General features: G+C 55.5%; 15 protein-coding genes. 11 read left to right on the top strand and 4 right to left on the bottom strand.

The window, feature by feature from the left end:
* Positions 1-121: 121 nt before the first annotated feature.
* Positions 122-331, top strand: a complete 210-nt coding sequence (locus EPO04_02125; GenBank protein ID TAK88892.1) for a hypothetical protein — start codon at positions 122-124, stop codon at positions 329-331.
* A 69-nt stretch (positions 332-400) separates the two neighbouring features.
* On the opposite strand, the gene EPO04_02120 is transcribed toward EPO04_02125, so the two are convergent.
* Together EPO04_02120 and EPO04_02115 are read right to left on the bottom strand one after the other, a co-directional pair.
* Entirely contained in the window at positions 401-895 is a 495-nt protein-coding gene (locus tag EPO04_02120; GenBank protein ID TAK88891.1) for a hypothetical protein, read from the bottom strand.
* Positions 896-1,122: 227 nt separating this feature from the next.
* Complete coding sequence (locus tag EPO04_02115) at positions 1,123-2,235, bottom strand: ROK family protein (GenBank protein TAK88890.1); 1,113 nt, start codon at positions 2,233-2,235, stop codon at positions 1,123-1,125.
* Between the two features lies 1 nt (position 2,236).
* On the opposite strand from EPO04_02115, the gene EPO04_02110 reads away from it, so the two are divergent.
* From EPO04_02110 to EPO04_02065, 10 genes are all read left to right on the top strand, one after another.
* On the top strand, positions 2,237-2,719 hold the full coding sequence (locus EPO04_02110) for a hypothetical protein (GenBank protein TAK88889.1): 483 nt from the start codon (positions 2,237-2,239) through the stop codon (positions 2,717-2,719).
* A gap of 150 nt (positions 2,720-2,869) precedes the next feature.
* Positions 2,870-3,940, top strand: coding sequence for a S1 RNA-binding domain-containing protein (locus EPO04_02105; protein TAK89288.1), 1,071 nt, complete (start codon positions 2,870-2,872; stop codon positions 3,938-3,940).
* A gap of 5 nt (positions 3,941-3,945) precedes the next feature.
* Positions 3,946-4,143, top strand: a complete 198-nt coding sequence (locus EPO04_02100; protein TAK88888.1) for a DUF448 domain-containing protein — start codon at positions 3,946-3,948, stop codon at positions 4,141-4,143.
* Between the two features lie 4 nt (positions 4,144-4,147).
* Positions 4,148-5,917, top strand: coding sequence for a translation initiation factor IF-2 (locus EPO04_02095; protein TAK88887.1), 1,770 nt, complete (start codon positions 4,148-4,150; stop codon positions 5,915-5,917).
* A gap of 2 nt (positions 5,918-5,919) precedes the next feature.
* Entirely contained in the window at positions 5,920-6,246 is a 327-nt protein-coding gene (gene rbfA / locus EPO04_02090; protein ID TAK88886.1) for a 30S ribosome-binding factor RbfA, read from the top strand.
* A gap of 113 nt (positions 6,247-6,359) precedes the next feature.
* Positions 6,360-7,259 (top strand): hypothetical protein, encoded by a 900-nt coding sequence (locus EPO04_02085; GenBank protein TAK88885.1) that lies wholly within the window; start codon positions 6,360-6,362, stop codon positions 7,257-7,259.
* Between the two features lie 298 nt (positions 7,260-7,557).
* Complete coding sequence (locus EPO04_02080; protein TAK88884.1) at positions 7,558-8,895, top strand: hypothetical protein; 1,338 nt, start codon at positions 7,558-7,560, stop codon at positions 8,893-8,895.
* A complete protein-coding gene (locus tag EPO04_02075; protein ID TAK88883.1) occupies positions 8,892-9,908 on the top strand; it encodes a hypothetical protein in 1,017 nt (338 codons plus the stop codon). The genes EPO04_02080 and EPO04_02075 overlap by 4 nt, the downstream gene beginning before the upstream one ends.
* Before the next feature lie 157 nt (positions 9,909-10,065).
* A complete protein-coding gene (locus EPO04_02070) occupies positions 10,066-11,853 on the top strand; it encodes a hypothetical protein (GenBank protein TAK88882.1) in 1,788 nt (595 codons plus the stop codon).
* A 9-nt stretch (positions 11,854-11,862) separates the two neighbouring features.
* Entirely contained in the window at positions 11,863-12,186 is a 324-nt protein-coding gene (locus EPO04_02065; protein ID TAK88881.1) for a hypothetical protein, read from the top strand.
* A 21-nt stretch (positions 12,187-12,207) separates the two neighbouring features.
* Here EPO04_02065 and EPO04_02060 read toward each other — a convergent pair whose 3' ends face one another.
* Positions 12,208-12,843, bottom strand: coding sequence for an NYN domain-containing protein (locus EPO04_02060; protein TAK88880.1), 636 nt, complete (start codon positions 12,841-12,843; stop codon positions 12,208-12,210).
* Between the two features lie 119 nt (positions 12,844-12,962).
* Positions 12,963-13,310: a hypothetical protein gene (locus tag EPO04_02055; GenBank protein TAK88879.1), complete on the bottom strand. Its 348-nt coding sequence runs from the start codon at positions 13,308-13,310 to the stop codon at positions 12,963-12,965.
* Between the last annotated feature and the right edge of the window lie 20 nt (positions 13,311-13,330).

The following is a 13,330-nucleotide window of genomic DNA, read 5'->3' as shown; positions in this document are numbered from 1 at the left end:
CTTATGATGTTTTTCCCAAAAGATGGTTCGTTTTTATCGAAACGCTTTTGGTAAAAAAGCCAAAGCGGTTGAGTGCCGTTTTTGGCACAATGAAGACTAAGCACTAAATGGAGATTAAGTTATGTCAGGTACAAAGATGGGTGGTATTGCCGCCGCTATTACCAACAAGCAGCGCTACGGCACCAACTTCTACCAGACTATTGGTCGCATCGGTGGTCGTAAGAGCCGCGGTGGTGGTTTTGCTAAGAACCCCGAACTGGCTCGTCAGGCCGGTCGTGTTGGCGGTCAGCGTTCGCGCCGCCGCAAGGCCAGCGCTTCAGACGCTAGCTAATTTAGCGACTAATTAAGTCAACCAAAAACCCCTTCACTCGAAGGGGTTTTTGGTGTTGGTGGCAGCTAATTATTTACGCTCAGCGAACTGCAGAGGGAGAGCCGCGCGGTGGATTTCGCGATCAACCACTCGGCGGGTGACTCGGCGATCTTTGCGCCAGTTGACCTCCCAGACCGCCCCACAGGCAAAGCAGCGGTACTGGTCGCGAGCTTGCTGCAGGCAAAAGCTGTCGCAGTCGGGACAGGTTGAACGCTTGGTAATCCAGTGGTCGTAGCTAGCGATGCATTCGGCGATATGCTCTTCGTCTACCGTTACCTGGTACTTTTGGGCTAGTTCGCGGGTCTTCTCCCAGGCGTCGACCTCCATGGCAATCAATTCGATATCGTACTTGTAAATGCGATGCCCTAAAACGGCGTGGCTGATTTCGTGAAGCAGCGCTAAGCGCCCTTCATTGCTGCGAATTCGCTTGCGATCGTACATGATCGCCTGATACTGAGGTGACCAGACAAAGATTGAGCCGGCTACAAACTCAAACTGGGGGAAGTCGTTAATAATGCCCTGCAAGCGCACCCTCCTGCGTTATGAATCTACTATACGCCCGCTCAAAACCCTACAGCAAGCATAAGCGGTTAGCTTGCCTCCGCCGGTCGCTCCGTTTGTGGCTCCTGCGTTCGCTACCACGCTCACTGCGGAGGCACAAACTGCGCTCCGATATGATGGCGAAGCAACTGCCTACGCAACGAACGTGATAGTGAGTGAAGTAGCCAGTTGCGGAGCCACTAGAAGAGCCACTAGCTACTGTAATGCTGCGCTGCCAAAATTAGGGCACCGTAGGCCACCGCAGTTTCAATGTACTTGGCCTGGCGGATTTCTGGTAGAGGATAGAGTGGATGTAGCTCGGCCAAATGCTTCATTAAAAAGTCATGAAACTTGGCGTAGTGAACCCCAACTCCACCGCCAATCACTATGACGGAAGGGGAGTAGCTGACGATTAAGCTGTGAAATCCGAGTGCCATGGTGGCCGCAATTTCATCCCAGATCTTAGGGTCGGTAATCTGGTAGCCAAACAAACCGTACTTCTTTTTGATGGCTTTGCCGCTAACCATGGCCTCAAAGTGACCGCGCCCGCCGCAGCCGCAAGGCGGACCGTCCGGGTCGATAATAATATGACCAGCCTCAATACCGGTTACGCCCTGGTAGGCCTCGCCGCCGGCTACTAACGCCGCTCCAACCCCGGTGCTGATGGTGACATACAAAACAAACTCCTCGCCTTTGGCGGCGCCAATGGTGGCTTCAGTAACCGCCGCCGCCGCGGTATCGGCCACCAGCTCGGTGGGGCGCTTGAAGTGGTTCTTGATTGGTTCAATCAGCTTAGTGCCACGCCAGCCATGCATGTTGGGTGAGCTCTCGCGAATACAGCCATTCTTAAAGTCGAGGGGCCCGGCCGAAGCCACAATGATGCTTTTAATCTCATCGCCGGCGGCAACCTGCTCGATTAAGTGGATAATCTCAATTACACCCTGATGCCCGTCTTCGGGGGTTTTTATTTTTTGTTGGCGCAGGATCTGGTGCTTGGCATTTCCTGCCACCACCAAGATCTTTGAGCCGCCAATATCTACGCCAATATACATGGTTCTAGTATAACGCTTAAGGTTGAGACAGGCCACCATCCTTTGACAAGGTGCGGTCATTATGTTATTATCTGCCATTATCTCATCAGTAGGTTGAGATGGGGCCCAGAGTGGCAGGCATATATGAGTGCTCACCTCCTTGTATTTCCTGTTTTCTCCGGACCCCATCTTGACGTATTGGTGAGATTTTTTGTTGTTTTTATGGGCCACCGGTTTTATACTGCGGGCAGATATTAGTGAGACAAGCGAGGCGGCCGCTGTAAGGAGGATCATTATGAGGCGGAGAGAGCTTTTAACCACTATTGCCGGACTACTGCTGGTTGCAGTAGTGGTGGCAGCTACCTTTTTGTATGGCAGCCAACAGCGTCAAGATAAGAATAACCAGGCCAGCCAAACCACCAAGCAAGAGCAAACCGCTAGCCAGGATCAAAATAAGAACCAGACCGATCAGTCTAAGTCGGGTCAGTCGAGCACTTCGGGCGGCAACAGTGGTACGAGCGGCTCAACCGGTTCAACCCAAAAAAGTGGTCAGCCAACCGCCGGAGCTACTACCAAGCCAGCTCCTGCAGGCACCACAACCACTCCGGCTACCGGTGCGCACGCAGCGGTGCCAGCTGGAGTTGCCACCACTCCTAAAACCGGGGGAGAGTTTAGTACCACAGTCGGTCTAACCGCAACGATTGTTATGGCTTGGGCGTATCGCCGAAGCCGTCGTCAAGCACTCTCTTTACCTGGAGCAATAGATAGGGTACAATAACCTTAATCACTGACGTGGAGTGTCTTCTATTGTCAAAAACCGCCATTACGGCGGTTTTGGCGGCTGACTGACGGTTTGTCGGTGAAATCTCAACACAAGGAAGTATTGTATACAGTGCCAACCACAACTAAAAAATCAACCAAACTAACCATGGAGGAGCTGCTCGCTGATCATAGCGTTCCGGCAATGTCGTCCGGCGATGTGATTGAAGGCAGCATTATCGCTGCTGATAAGCACGAGATCTGGCTAGATCTCGGTCCGCGCGGTACCGGTCTGGTGATCGGTCGCGAAATTGAGCAGGCCGGCAACCTTCAGCCTGGCGACACCATTAGCGCCGGCGTTATTGAGCCGGAGAGCGATGATGGCTACGCCATCCTCAGCCTTAAGAAGGTAGCTAAAGAAAAGGGATGGGAGGCGTTACAGCAACGTCTAGATAGCGGCGAGGTGTTCCCAGTCAGCCCATTTGACGCCAACAAGGGAGGCCTTTTAATTGAGGTTGAAGGCATTCGTGGCTTCTTGCCGGTGTCGCAGCTAAGCGCCGAAAACTACCCCCGTGTATCTGGTGCCGATCGCGATGAGATTCACAACCGCCTAACCGGGCTGGTTGGTAAGCCGCTTCAGGTACGTGTGCTCGACTTGGATCGTCGCGACAACAAGTTGATCGTATCCGAAAAAGCCGCCCGCCGCGAAGACACCGAGAGCAAAGTCGCTCTAATGAAGGTTGGCACCACCGTTAAGGGTGTGGTCACCGGTGTGGTTGACTTTGGTATCTTCGTCAACGTCGAAGGCGTCGAAGGGCTGGTTCACATCTCCGAGATTGCCTGGGATCGAGTCGATAGTCCGGCCAAGTACGTTAAGGTTGGCCAGGAGATCGAGGCCAAGATTATCTCGATTGACCGCGACAAGCTCAGCTTGAGCATGAAGCAGCTGCAGGACGATCCCTGGGCTAACGAGGTTAAGGGCCTAAAAGTCGGCTCTGAGGTTGAGGGTACCATCACTCGAATTACTCCGTTTGGGGCTTTTGTCCAGGTGACACCAGTGGTTGAGGCGCTGGTTCACATCTCCGAGCTCAGCACCGAGCACGTTGAGGACCCAACCAAGCTGGTTAAGGTGGGCGAAAAGAAGAAGTTCCGCATTATTGCCATCGACCCCGAGGCCCACAAGCTCAGCCTCAGTCTTAAGCCAGCTACTGCTACTAAAGCCGCTAGCGATAAGGAGTAGGCCCGGTGGCGGAGCCGCAGCGTAGCTGTCGAGTCTGCCGGACCAAGCGTCCTCAAGCGCAGCTGCAGCGCTGGGTGCGTCAGGGTGGCACGGTTTTAGCCGACACTCAAACCACCGGCCATCAGCCGGGGCGCGGGTTTTACACTTGCAGCAGCGCTTGCGCTAACAAACTACCGGCCATAATTGGCCAGAATCGAAGGTGAATTTATGTCCGAAACAACCACAACCAAGCAAATTGAGATTGCCCCAATTATTGGGGTGGGTGAGTTTGCCGGTAAGTTGGGAGTCCCGGTAACCAGCGTTATTGCCGAGCTAATGAAGAACGGCGTTATGGCTACCATCAATGAGCAGATCGATTTTGATACCGCCGCCATTATTGGCTCCGACCTTGGTTTTGAGGTTAAGGCCGAAGCGGTGACTCAGGATGGCCCGGCCGAGGGAGCTACCAAGCTGGCCAAGGGCGAGGGCGAGACTCGTCCACCGGTTGTTGCAGTTATGGGTCATGTCGACCACGGTAAAACCTCGCTGCTTGACGCTATTCGCCAAACCAACGTTGTATCCGGTGAGTCGGGCGGCATTACTCAGCACATTGGTGCCTACCAGATTAAGCGCAAGGACCGCTGGATTACCTTTTTGGACACTCCGGGTCACGAAGCCTTTTCGGCCATTCGTGCTCACGGCGCCCGTTTAACCGATGTGGCCATTATTGTGGTGGCGGCCGATGACGGCGTAAAGCCGCAAACCAAAGAGGCGATTCGTCACGCTAAAGAGGCTGGCGTTCAGATCGTAATTGCAATTAACAAGATTGATAAGCCGGGCGCAGACCCCAACCGAGTACGCCAGGAGCTGAGCGAGTTAGAGCTGGTGCCCGAAGAGTGGGGCGGTAAGACCGTAATGGTTGATGTTTCGGCCAAAGCCGGTACCAACATCGACAAGCTGCTTGATGTGGTGCTACTGGTAGCCGACCTGGAGGAGCTGCGGGCTCGCCCGAGCGGCCCATCTGAAGGTGTGGTAATCGAGTCGCACCTCGAGACCGGTCGTGGTCCGGTGGCCACCATTCTGGTCCAGCACGGCAACTTGGCGGTTGGCGACTACATCGTTAGTGGCAGCACCTACGCCAAGGTTCGCAGCTTGGGTGACTACCGGGGCAAGAAGCTCAAGGGAGCCGATCCGGGTATGCCGGCGGTGGTGACCGGATTTAAAGCGGTGCCAGACTTTGGTAACGTCTTTTACGCTGTGGCCGACGAAAAAACCGCCCGCGATCGTAGCGTCGCCAACCAGCGCCAAAACTCAATTAAGAGCATGGTGCGAGTTAAAAGCATTGATGCCAGTGATTTAACCGAGGCCATTAGCGCCGGCAAAATTAAGGAGCTCAACGTGGTGGTAAAGGCCGACGTTCAGGGTTCGCTGGAGTCGCTTATTACCAGCTTGGGTGATCTTAAAAACGATGAGGTCGCGGTCAAAGTGGTTAGCCAGGGCATTGGCGACATTAGTGAATCCGACATTAATTTTGCCGCAACCGCGGGCGCTCTAGTAATGGGCTTTAACGTCTCAATTGGTTCGGCGGTTAAGCAGTTGGCTAATCGCGAAAAGGTTCAGATTCGTCTATATAAAGTTATTTACGAGCTACTTGATGACGTCCGCACCGCTCTAACCCAAATGCTGGCACCGGAGGTGATTGAGCTACCGGTCGGCGAACTCAAGGTTTTGGGTGTGTTTAAGACCACCAAGGCCGAGGTTATTTGTGGTGGTGAGGTGCTCACCGGTAAGGTTGAGCCAGACGTACAGGTGCGCGTAAAGCGCGACAAAGAGGTGATTGCCACCGGTCGCATAACCAACGTCCAAAAAGAGCAAAACAAGGTTAAGCAGGTGGTTGAAGGTGAGCAGTGTGGCTTGAACGTGGCGATTAACACCAAAATTGAAGTCGACGATCGTCTCGAGTTCTTTACCACCGAGACTCGCCAGCGTACTCTGTAGCTATGAGTCAACGTACCGACAAAGTCGCTAGCTTGGTGCAACAGCTGGTTGCCGCCGAACTTCGAGAGCAGCTAGCCGCCCCGCAGCTGAGCGTTACCACCGTTGATGTCTCGCCGGACCTGCGCCAGGCAACGGTTTGGTTGAGCGTGATTGCCGACTCCGAGGAAGAGCAAGAGGCCTTGATGCGCCGTGCGGTTGGCGCTCGCAGCCAGATCCAACGGGCGGTAGCGGCCCGCATGACCACTAAGTTTGTGCCACGCATCCACTTTAAACATGATGGCAGCGGCCAATACGCCGAGCACATCGCTCGGATCATGAATGATTTATAGATCTGATATCCGGTTGTAAAACCATCTTAAAAGTGGTAAAGTAGCGCTTAATCTTGGTGTGAACACCAAGCGCACCACACATCTTTGTTGTTCAATCCCGAAAGGGGAGTGACGTGTCTAGCACGACCGATGCCAGTCTTGCCCTAACCAGGGCGGCCCTCGAACAGAAGCATCCGGTGGCGGAGTACTTCCGCACAGAAGAGCTGCGGTGGTGGCCTCAAGCGTGTGCGAGCGCCGAGCACTTCATCCCGCGTCTAGGTGAAAATTTCCTCACTATTCATGAGGTGGAGTTGCTGCAGGGCGTAGACTCAACGCTCTGTGCCGAAGGCGAAGAGGACCTCCTCGATCAGCCAAACCCAGAAGCTGAGATAGTGCTGGGGGTGGTGCTGGCCGGCATGGTGGAGTACTACCGACGCAACCTGGTCAAGATGTACCCATTAGGCAATCCGAACCCCTATCCGCGTGACCTCAGCTTGCTCTTGCGGGATATGTTGTATTCGCACCCTGAAGATGCCTCGCCCGAGGAATCGATCGATAAGTTCGATCTGATGACACGGGCTCACCAGTGGGCTTCGACTATCGTTCGCCGCAAAGAGGTGGGTGCGCGCGCCAACGCCCTGCGGCAGAACCACAGGGCGCTCCTGGAGGCACTTAAGTCCAACCCGGAGCTACAAATCTTGACTTCCGGACGCGTCACTGCGGTACTGCAGTGCAGTGAGGATGAGCTGGTAAAGCTAGAGCTTGCTTGCTTGCTGGCGGAGTCCTACGTAGAGAAGCTCGATAGGGGCGGGGTTCATCTTCATGAGTGGTACTGCGTGATGCGAGAGCAGCTCGTCCGCAAAGAGCTCAAGGAGGCACTTCGCGGCATGCCGTCTGAGCTGCTGCGTCCGCTGATCAATCCGACCGACGATCAGACCAGCCACCGGGATCTGCTGCTCAAGCTGGCAGCTCTCGACTCTTTCTGTCGGTTGAGCGATGACATCCGGAATGACGAACAGGCCGTCGCGGCCTGAACATCTTCGCCGGGCAGGTGAAACGGGCGGGGGAGCACACCAGCTCCTCCGCCCGCCTTTGTTTTTATTGAGCTTATGCTCGCAATAACCATTGACTTTTTAACTAAAATATGATAAATTATTTTATTGCCTATATCTGTAGGCAATAACTCTTTGACAGCTTAATAGAGATAGATATTCATGGGCTATGTTGTGGTGTAAAAGCACCCAATACAGTCTGTTGAGATCTACTGCAAACCCACGACCGCGAAAGGAGCGGCACGTGACATCGGATAGACCCGTTACCAACGGAGAAACGATGTACAACCACTCCTTCATTGTTGCAGCTTTGGGGTTGAATTCAATTCATCCTCTTGAGCTCGACAGAGAAGGAGCCCTGGAGGTCCTTTGCCAACTGCGCCACCGAGCGCTGAGGCGTCAGTCGGACTTTCACTTCCGCCGCGACCGCGGGGTGGTGGTGTGGAATAAGTACGAGTTCGTCGTTCCGGAAGACCAGAACGGCCCGGTTTCCGCCGCTTCGGTGGAGGAGATCGAGGTTGCTTTCTTCAATTACCTACAGGATCTGATGAGGGTCCTGGGTATCCGCCATCCTGTGTATCAGGGTAAGCGGGAGGAGGTAGCCAAGGCGCTGTTCTCGGTGTCGGATGGTGAGCTTCGTGCTCAGATTCGCAGCTGGAGGCGGCAATGCCGTCCTCGCCAAGATGCACCGCGCTCAGCGCGGCCTGATCAAGCCAAGAGGGCGGGGCGACCCGCCGGAAAGGAGGAGCCCATCGTGGCCCTCACAGTCCAAGATCTGGGCGATCCGCCCAACATGCTCAGCAAGCACCCGGAGATGGTGCAAGAAGCAATTCGGCGCATGGGCTTCCCGAAGGATGATCCTCGTGATCTGAGTCGGGAAGAAGCGCTGGAGCTGGTTACGGCTGCATTGCCGGAGCTAAGCGTCGCAGAAGTATCGATGCCTTACCGGCACGACCCCGAAAATGACCCTCACTTCAAGGTGGAGGGCGCCTTCGTCAGCTACTCCAGCGTTCTTCAGGGTGACCTGAAGGTCAACATGCAGCGCGAGAAGTACGAGAACGTTCATGGCTCGACGAACTCGCGGGATAACCATCCCTCGGTTTCGTCGGTCACGTCCTGGTACTTCCGGGTGGCCATGTTGGTTGCCGGCTATCCGGCGCGTAACGCCGGCATGCTGACGCAAGCTGTGATGCGGCTCCTGCATCGCCACGCTTCTTTCGAGGAGCTAAAGGAACAGGCTGAACAGGAGGTTCAGGCTGGCGAGAAGGTCAGTGATGACACGGCTGGATTCAAGGCTCGGATGGCCGAACTACGGTCCCGTACCGCTCCAGCGATGGGCCAGCAAGCCCAGACCGTCAACGGTTCGTCGCCGGCTTCCTCTGCTGAAGAGGCGCTGACCGACGAGCAGTGGAAGGAGCGGATTCAGCAAGCGCTGATCCGTGAGCTCATCCCCAGCTTCAAGGGCAACCGCGAAGCGGCGCAGGACCCCCGTGCGTGGATCGGATTCCTCCAGGCCAACTTTGGCGGGAAGGCTCCGAACCACGTGATCAAGAAGGTCGCCGTCGAAGTTGAGGCGGCGGTTCAGAAGAAGTTCAACTCGACTGCCCAGGAGGCATGAACAACATGGCCGGTACACGAACGGGCGGCGGCGACCTCGCCTCCGCCCTCGATGACGCATTCCCCGACGAGGCTCCGGCCTCGGATGGGGCGCCCTCGCAGGACGCTCCGCCGGCCGAACCGCCGGTGGCACCCACCCCTGCCGCTGAGGAGTCCCCGACTCCGAGGCAGGGCTCCCAGCGCCGTTCGCGGCGCGAGGATGGCGGTGTGACCCGGCAGGAGGCCGAGCGCATCGCCAGCCAGGCCGCTCAGGAGGCTGTCGCGTCGATGCTGGACCAGTTCCGGCAGACGGCACCCCAGCCGCCCTCGCTCGACGCGCTGCGACATGAGGTTCGCCGGGAGCGCCAGGCGGGGGAGCACTCCCTCAGGCAGGCCGCCGACCGGGTGATCGATGCTCGGGCTAAGGAGCTCGAGCTCGACGATGAGGTGGCGCTCCAGCAGCGCCGAAGGGCGCAGGCGGAGCGCGAGGTGCGCAAGGAGCTGGCGGATCTGGTCCCCGATCCGGGCCCGCCGCTCGCTCCGGTTCCCGCCGGTGGCACCGGAGATCCCGGCCAGCCGCCGTCTGGCGATCAGATGGCCGAGGTTCTGACCAGTCTCAATGAGCTGGCTCAGACCATCCAGGCCACCGAGGATGACCCCGGGTTCCTGGATCAGCTGACCGCTCTGTCCGATCGGGTCGATCAGCTCGACCCGGTGGCCTTTGCCACCGAGGTCGGCCGGGCCCTCGCCGAGGACGACGGCTGGCTCGACGGTCTGTCTGCCCAGCTCAAGAGTAGGCTGGCGGAAGACCCGGAGTTCGCGGCTTCGCTCGCCAACTCGATGCCGGGATGGCGGGACCGGCGCAAGGCCAAGAAGGCGGCCAAGAAGATCGTCATCACCGATGACGATGTCGCTGAGCCGACCGGGCCCGACAGCTCGGGAGTTCCGGACGACGGAGCACCCGCGGTGCCGGCCCCTGCACCGGCCCAGCCGGCCATCCCGATCGCCCCCATGGGCGATCCCGCCGGCTGGTAGCAGTAGGTCGCGTTCGCGCAGTTAGCGAACATGGTTCACCGGGGCGGGCATAAGCTCGCTCCGGTGGCCAGACCACATATCCCCTGAATGTTTATCTCATATTGGTTCGACAATACCCGTAAGCTTAAGTAGAATGATTCCTGTAAGGTATCTATCTATGACGGAGCGTCAACATCCCCAAACTGGTCCCGAAACAGTCACCCCTGAGGCTGAGCAACTTGATGCTTTGGAGAATGGGGAGCTCCGCGCTACTGTTAATGAGTACCTGCATAATCATCCCTATAGCGCCGAGGCGACTCGCAAGGCCCTTGAGTACGTCCAGGAGGAGACATTACTCGTACCGGACGATAATCAATTAAAGCAAGCTCTTATGCGACACATTAAAGGTGAGCCGGAGCCGGTCAATACTGGCCTAGACGACTGGCGCCAACAGCTAGAACAGCAGGATAACCCTCCCGCTCCTCTCCCTAACCCCGACGCATCGCCAGTGAATGGTCTTGACGACTGGAGGCGTCAGGTTGAAGAAGATGAGGGCGCAGGAACAACCAACCAGCCAGCCAGCCCAAATCCAGATGAGACAAAGTCGAATGAACCAACCGGCGAATCTAAAAAGTGGACACCAAAAGTCTTGCTGGGGCGGGCTCAAAGCATGTACGACCGAATATTTACTGTGCATAAAGATGAGCTAGCCACTCACATTGATTTTGATGACCCCGATTTATCAAAGCATCAGCAGTTAGTTCGAACAAGGGCCGAGTTGGTGGCAATGCGGGCTTATGAACGCCGGACTATCTTTGCCAAGGTTGACAAAGAGGAGCTGTCAGAGCTGGAGGCGGCCTATGTCAATGAGATTAACAAAACAATTATTAATGAGGTAGCCGAAGCGGCACTCAAAGCCCTTAACAGTGGCGAAGCTTTCACCAAAGAAGATCAGTCTCGACTCATAACGCAGCGTTTAGCCTACGAAATGGCGCAGCGTTCAACCCTTGAGCAAGAGGCTCGTGAAAAGCAGTTGGGAGCAGGTGCTAAGTTTGTGCGTTGGTGGCAGCAGAATAAGAAGATACGTATTGGCGCCGGTGTGGCAATGGGCGTAGGTGGTGGTGTGCTGTTGGCTAGTGGGCTGGGCGTGGCTGCAGCCGGGGTTTTTGCGCTCCGGGCTGGTGGAGCATACCTAAGTGGTAAAGCTGGCGCCGAAGCGATGGTGGACCGGAGGGCGAAGAAGGGTAAGGGGCTGCTTGATTCCGCCGAAAAGCAAGGTATTTATTTAGATAAAGATGAGGTTAGCGATGATCCTGATCTTCAAAAAATAGCCAATACCTTAGGCCATTTTACCGATCGGCCTGATACCGAATTGAGCGATGAGGATAAAGCCTTAATTTCAGTTTTGTCGGAGGCTGGCAGCAGTCAGCTAAACCAGAATATCGAAAGTGAGGGAAATCTCACTGATGGTTTAAGTAAGACTTTGCTTGGTCAAATGGAAGCTGAGTCTGCCCGCCTTAAGTCCGATAAGCGAGTCAATCGGATCGGCGTTGTGATCGCAAGCGCGGCAGCATTGGCGGCGGGCGCTACCCGCATTGTTGATGCATTAACCCCGGACGCACCGGTACACGAGGCGCAGCATGTTAGCCTTGGTGGATCTCATGTGGAGCAACCGGATTACCCTGGGGCGGGGCTGGCTGACAAGCGCCTAACGCTTACCTACGACCCAGATCATAGCTATCCGGATGTGATTAAGGATTACGATAGTGGAAGTTTAGACTCAAAGGCCACGGTTTTAAGTAAGCACCTGGAAAATATCAAGGAATTTAAAAGCCTTTCACCCGCCGATCAGGCTCAAGTTAAGCAGGAGCTACTGCCTAAGCTAGAGTTTCGCACCAATGAAGATGTTCCATACTGGAGGCTGGAAAAGGCCGATATTACCAATTCAATTTACAAGTATAAATAGGAGATGAGCATGAAGCTAGATGATCAGTTTTATCAAGATATAGGTTACGGCCAGGCCACCGAAGAGCAGAAGTTGGAGCTGGCGGCACAGCTGTCCGAGGTGGTGCAAAATCGAGTGGCGTTGAAGCTGAGTGATCTGCTAAGCGAGGAGCAATTAAAGCAGCTAGATGAGGCTGTCGAAGATGGTGACGAAGCGGTATTCAAGAAGTTGGCTGAACTGTATCCGGCTTACCCCGAGCTTGTTCGCGCCGAAACCGACGCGGTAAAAGCTGAACTTCACTTTGGGGCTCAAGAGGTGCTTGACCAGAGCCAAAATAAAGCTTTAGAAAAGTAATAGCCCTCCACGAGGGAGGGCTTAAGCGGAGTGCTCGGGAGGCCAGAGGAGCTGCTCCATCTGATCTAGGAGCTGTATGGGCTGGCGAATGGGCGGTACCTCGGGGAGCGGTGCGTCGATGAAGCCAGAGACTCGACGTAGGTCGACAAAGGTCCAGAGATTGCTGGAGGCACCAACCGTTTGCCACTCTGAGGCTTCGCGAAACCCCATGACGATGACATTAAAGCCGAGCTGCCGAGCAAGCATTAACAGCGTTCGCCATCGCTTGCCGTCGTGGGAGACCACGATCACTCGATCTAGCGGTTCGTTCCAAAGCGTTTGCTTGAAGCGAGCTACCATTTCTTCGTCAATATCCGATGGATTTATATCGAAGTCGACCTCTCCGTTGACCACGGATCTGGGCTTAGTGATTACGCTAAAGCCTCCGTTGCGTGCACAGGCGAGCCAGCGACTTTCAGCCTGGCCTGGATTAACATTGGCCATCAACCAGGCTATGAGTTCAGACTCCGGTCGTGACCAATAAGCGATGAGCGCTTCGTAGTGAGGTAGTTCATACGATTTCGGGATGTAGCCCTGCTGCCGGTACACAACACTCAGGAAGCTAGCCACGGTTGAATTGATGTTTGGGGCGTCAACGATGAGCAGGGTTTTGCTCACGGTAGTTACCTTCTTTTTGAGTTACTTTCAGGAGAAAGACATATAATAACATACTTCTATGCAACGTGAATGTGGGAGCCCGCCACAACGCACTTACTTATACGTTGTGGCGGGTCAGGTTAATTGAAGGCGCTGTTGAGCACCGTGGTGATGAAGGCGACACCAATGCCTCCTACCGCGAAAACTAAGATTGACCGAGCGGTACCACGTCCAGCGGTCAATTTAGCAGTTTCGTTGATCATCTTGACGCGCTCCGCCCGAACCTCTGCCGGGTCGTCATTTGGGTCAAGTGGTCGGTACAGCTCCTTGATCACGTTCTGTAGCCGGCTGAATCCAGCCGGGAACTTGGTTTGCCAGAACCATGCCAGGAAGACGCAGCCACCGCCGATGATCAGGTTGATGAGCTGCCATCCGAACCCCGACTCTTCGTTCAGCATCAGGTTGCTCCAAAATCCCAAAACGGTCACGTGACCATCTCCAAGTGTCG

The organism is Patescibacteria group bacterium (genome assembly GCA_004297735.1).
Lineage (GTDB): Bacteria > Patescibacteriota > Saccharimonadia > UBA4664 > SCTI01 > SCTI01.
This window is presented reverse-complemented; position numbering and strand designations above follow the sequence as displayed.

Coding starts and splice junctions, on each gene's coding strand:
- EPO04_02080 (TAK88884.1), top strand. CDS start 7,558: ATGTACAACCACTCCTTCATTGTTGCAGCTTTGGGGTTGAATTCAATT.
- EPO04_02065 (TAK88881.1), top strand. CDS start 11,863: ATGAAGCTAGATGATCAGTTTTATCAAGATATAGGTTACGGCCAGGCC.
- EPO04_02095 (TAK88887.1), top strand. CDS start 4,148: ATGTCCGAAACAACCACAACCAAGCAAATTGAGATTGCCCCAATTATT.
- EPO04_02070 (TAK88882.1), top strand. CDS start 10,066: ATGACGGAGCGTCAACATCCCCAAACTGGTCCCGAAACAGTCACCCCT.
- EPO04_02105 (TAK89288.1), top strand. CDS start 2,870: ATGGAGGAGCTGCTCGCTGATCATAGCGTTCCGGCAATGTCGTCCGGC.
- EPO04_02115 (TAK88890.1), bottom strand. CDS start 2,235: ATGATCCTCCTTACAGCGGCCGCCTCGCTTGTCTCACTAATATCTGCC.
- EPO04_02110 (TAK88889.1), top strand. CDS start 2,237: ATGAGGCGGAGAGAGCTTTTAACCACTATTGCCGGACTACTGCTGGTT.
- EPO04_02075 (TAK88883.1), top strand. CDS start 8,892: ATGAACAACATGGCCGGTACACGAACGGGCGGCGGCGACCTCGCCTCC.
- EPO04_02125 (TAK88892.1), top strand. CDS start 122: ATGTCAGGTACAAAGATGGGTGGTATTGCCGCCGCTATTACCAACAAG.
- rbfA (TAK88886.1), top strand. CDS start 5,920: ATGAGTCAACGTACCGACAAAGTCGCTAGCTTGGTGCAACAGCTGGTT.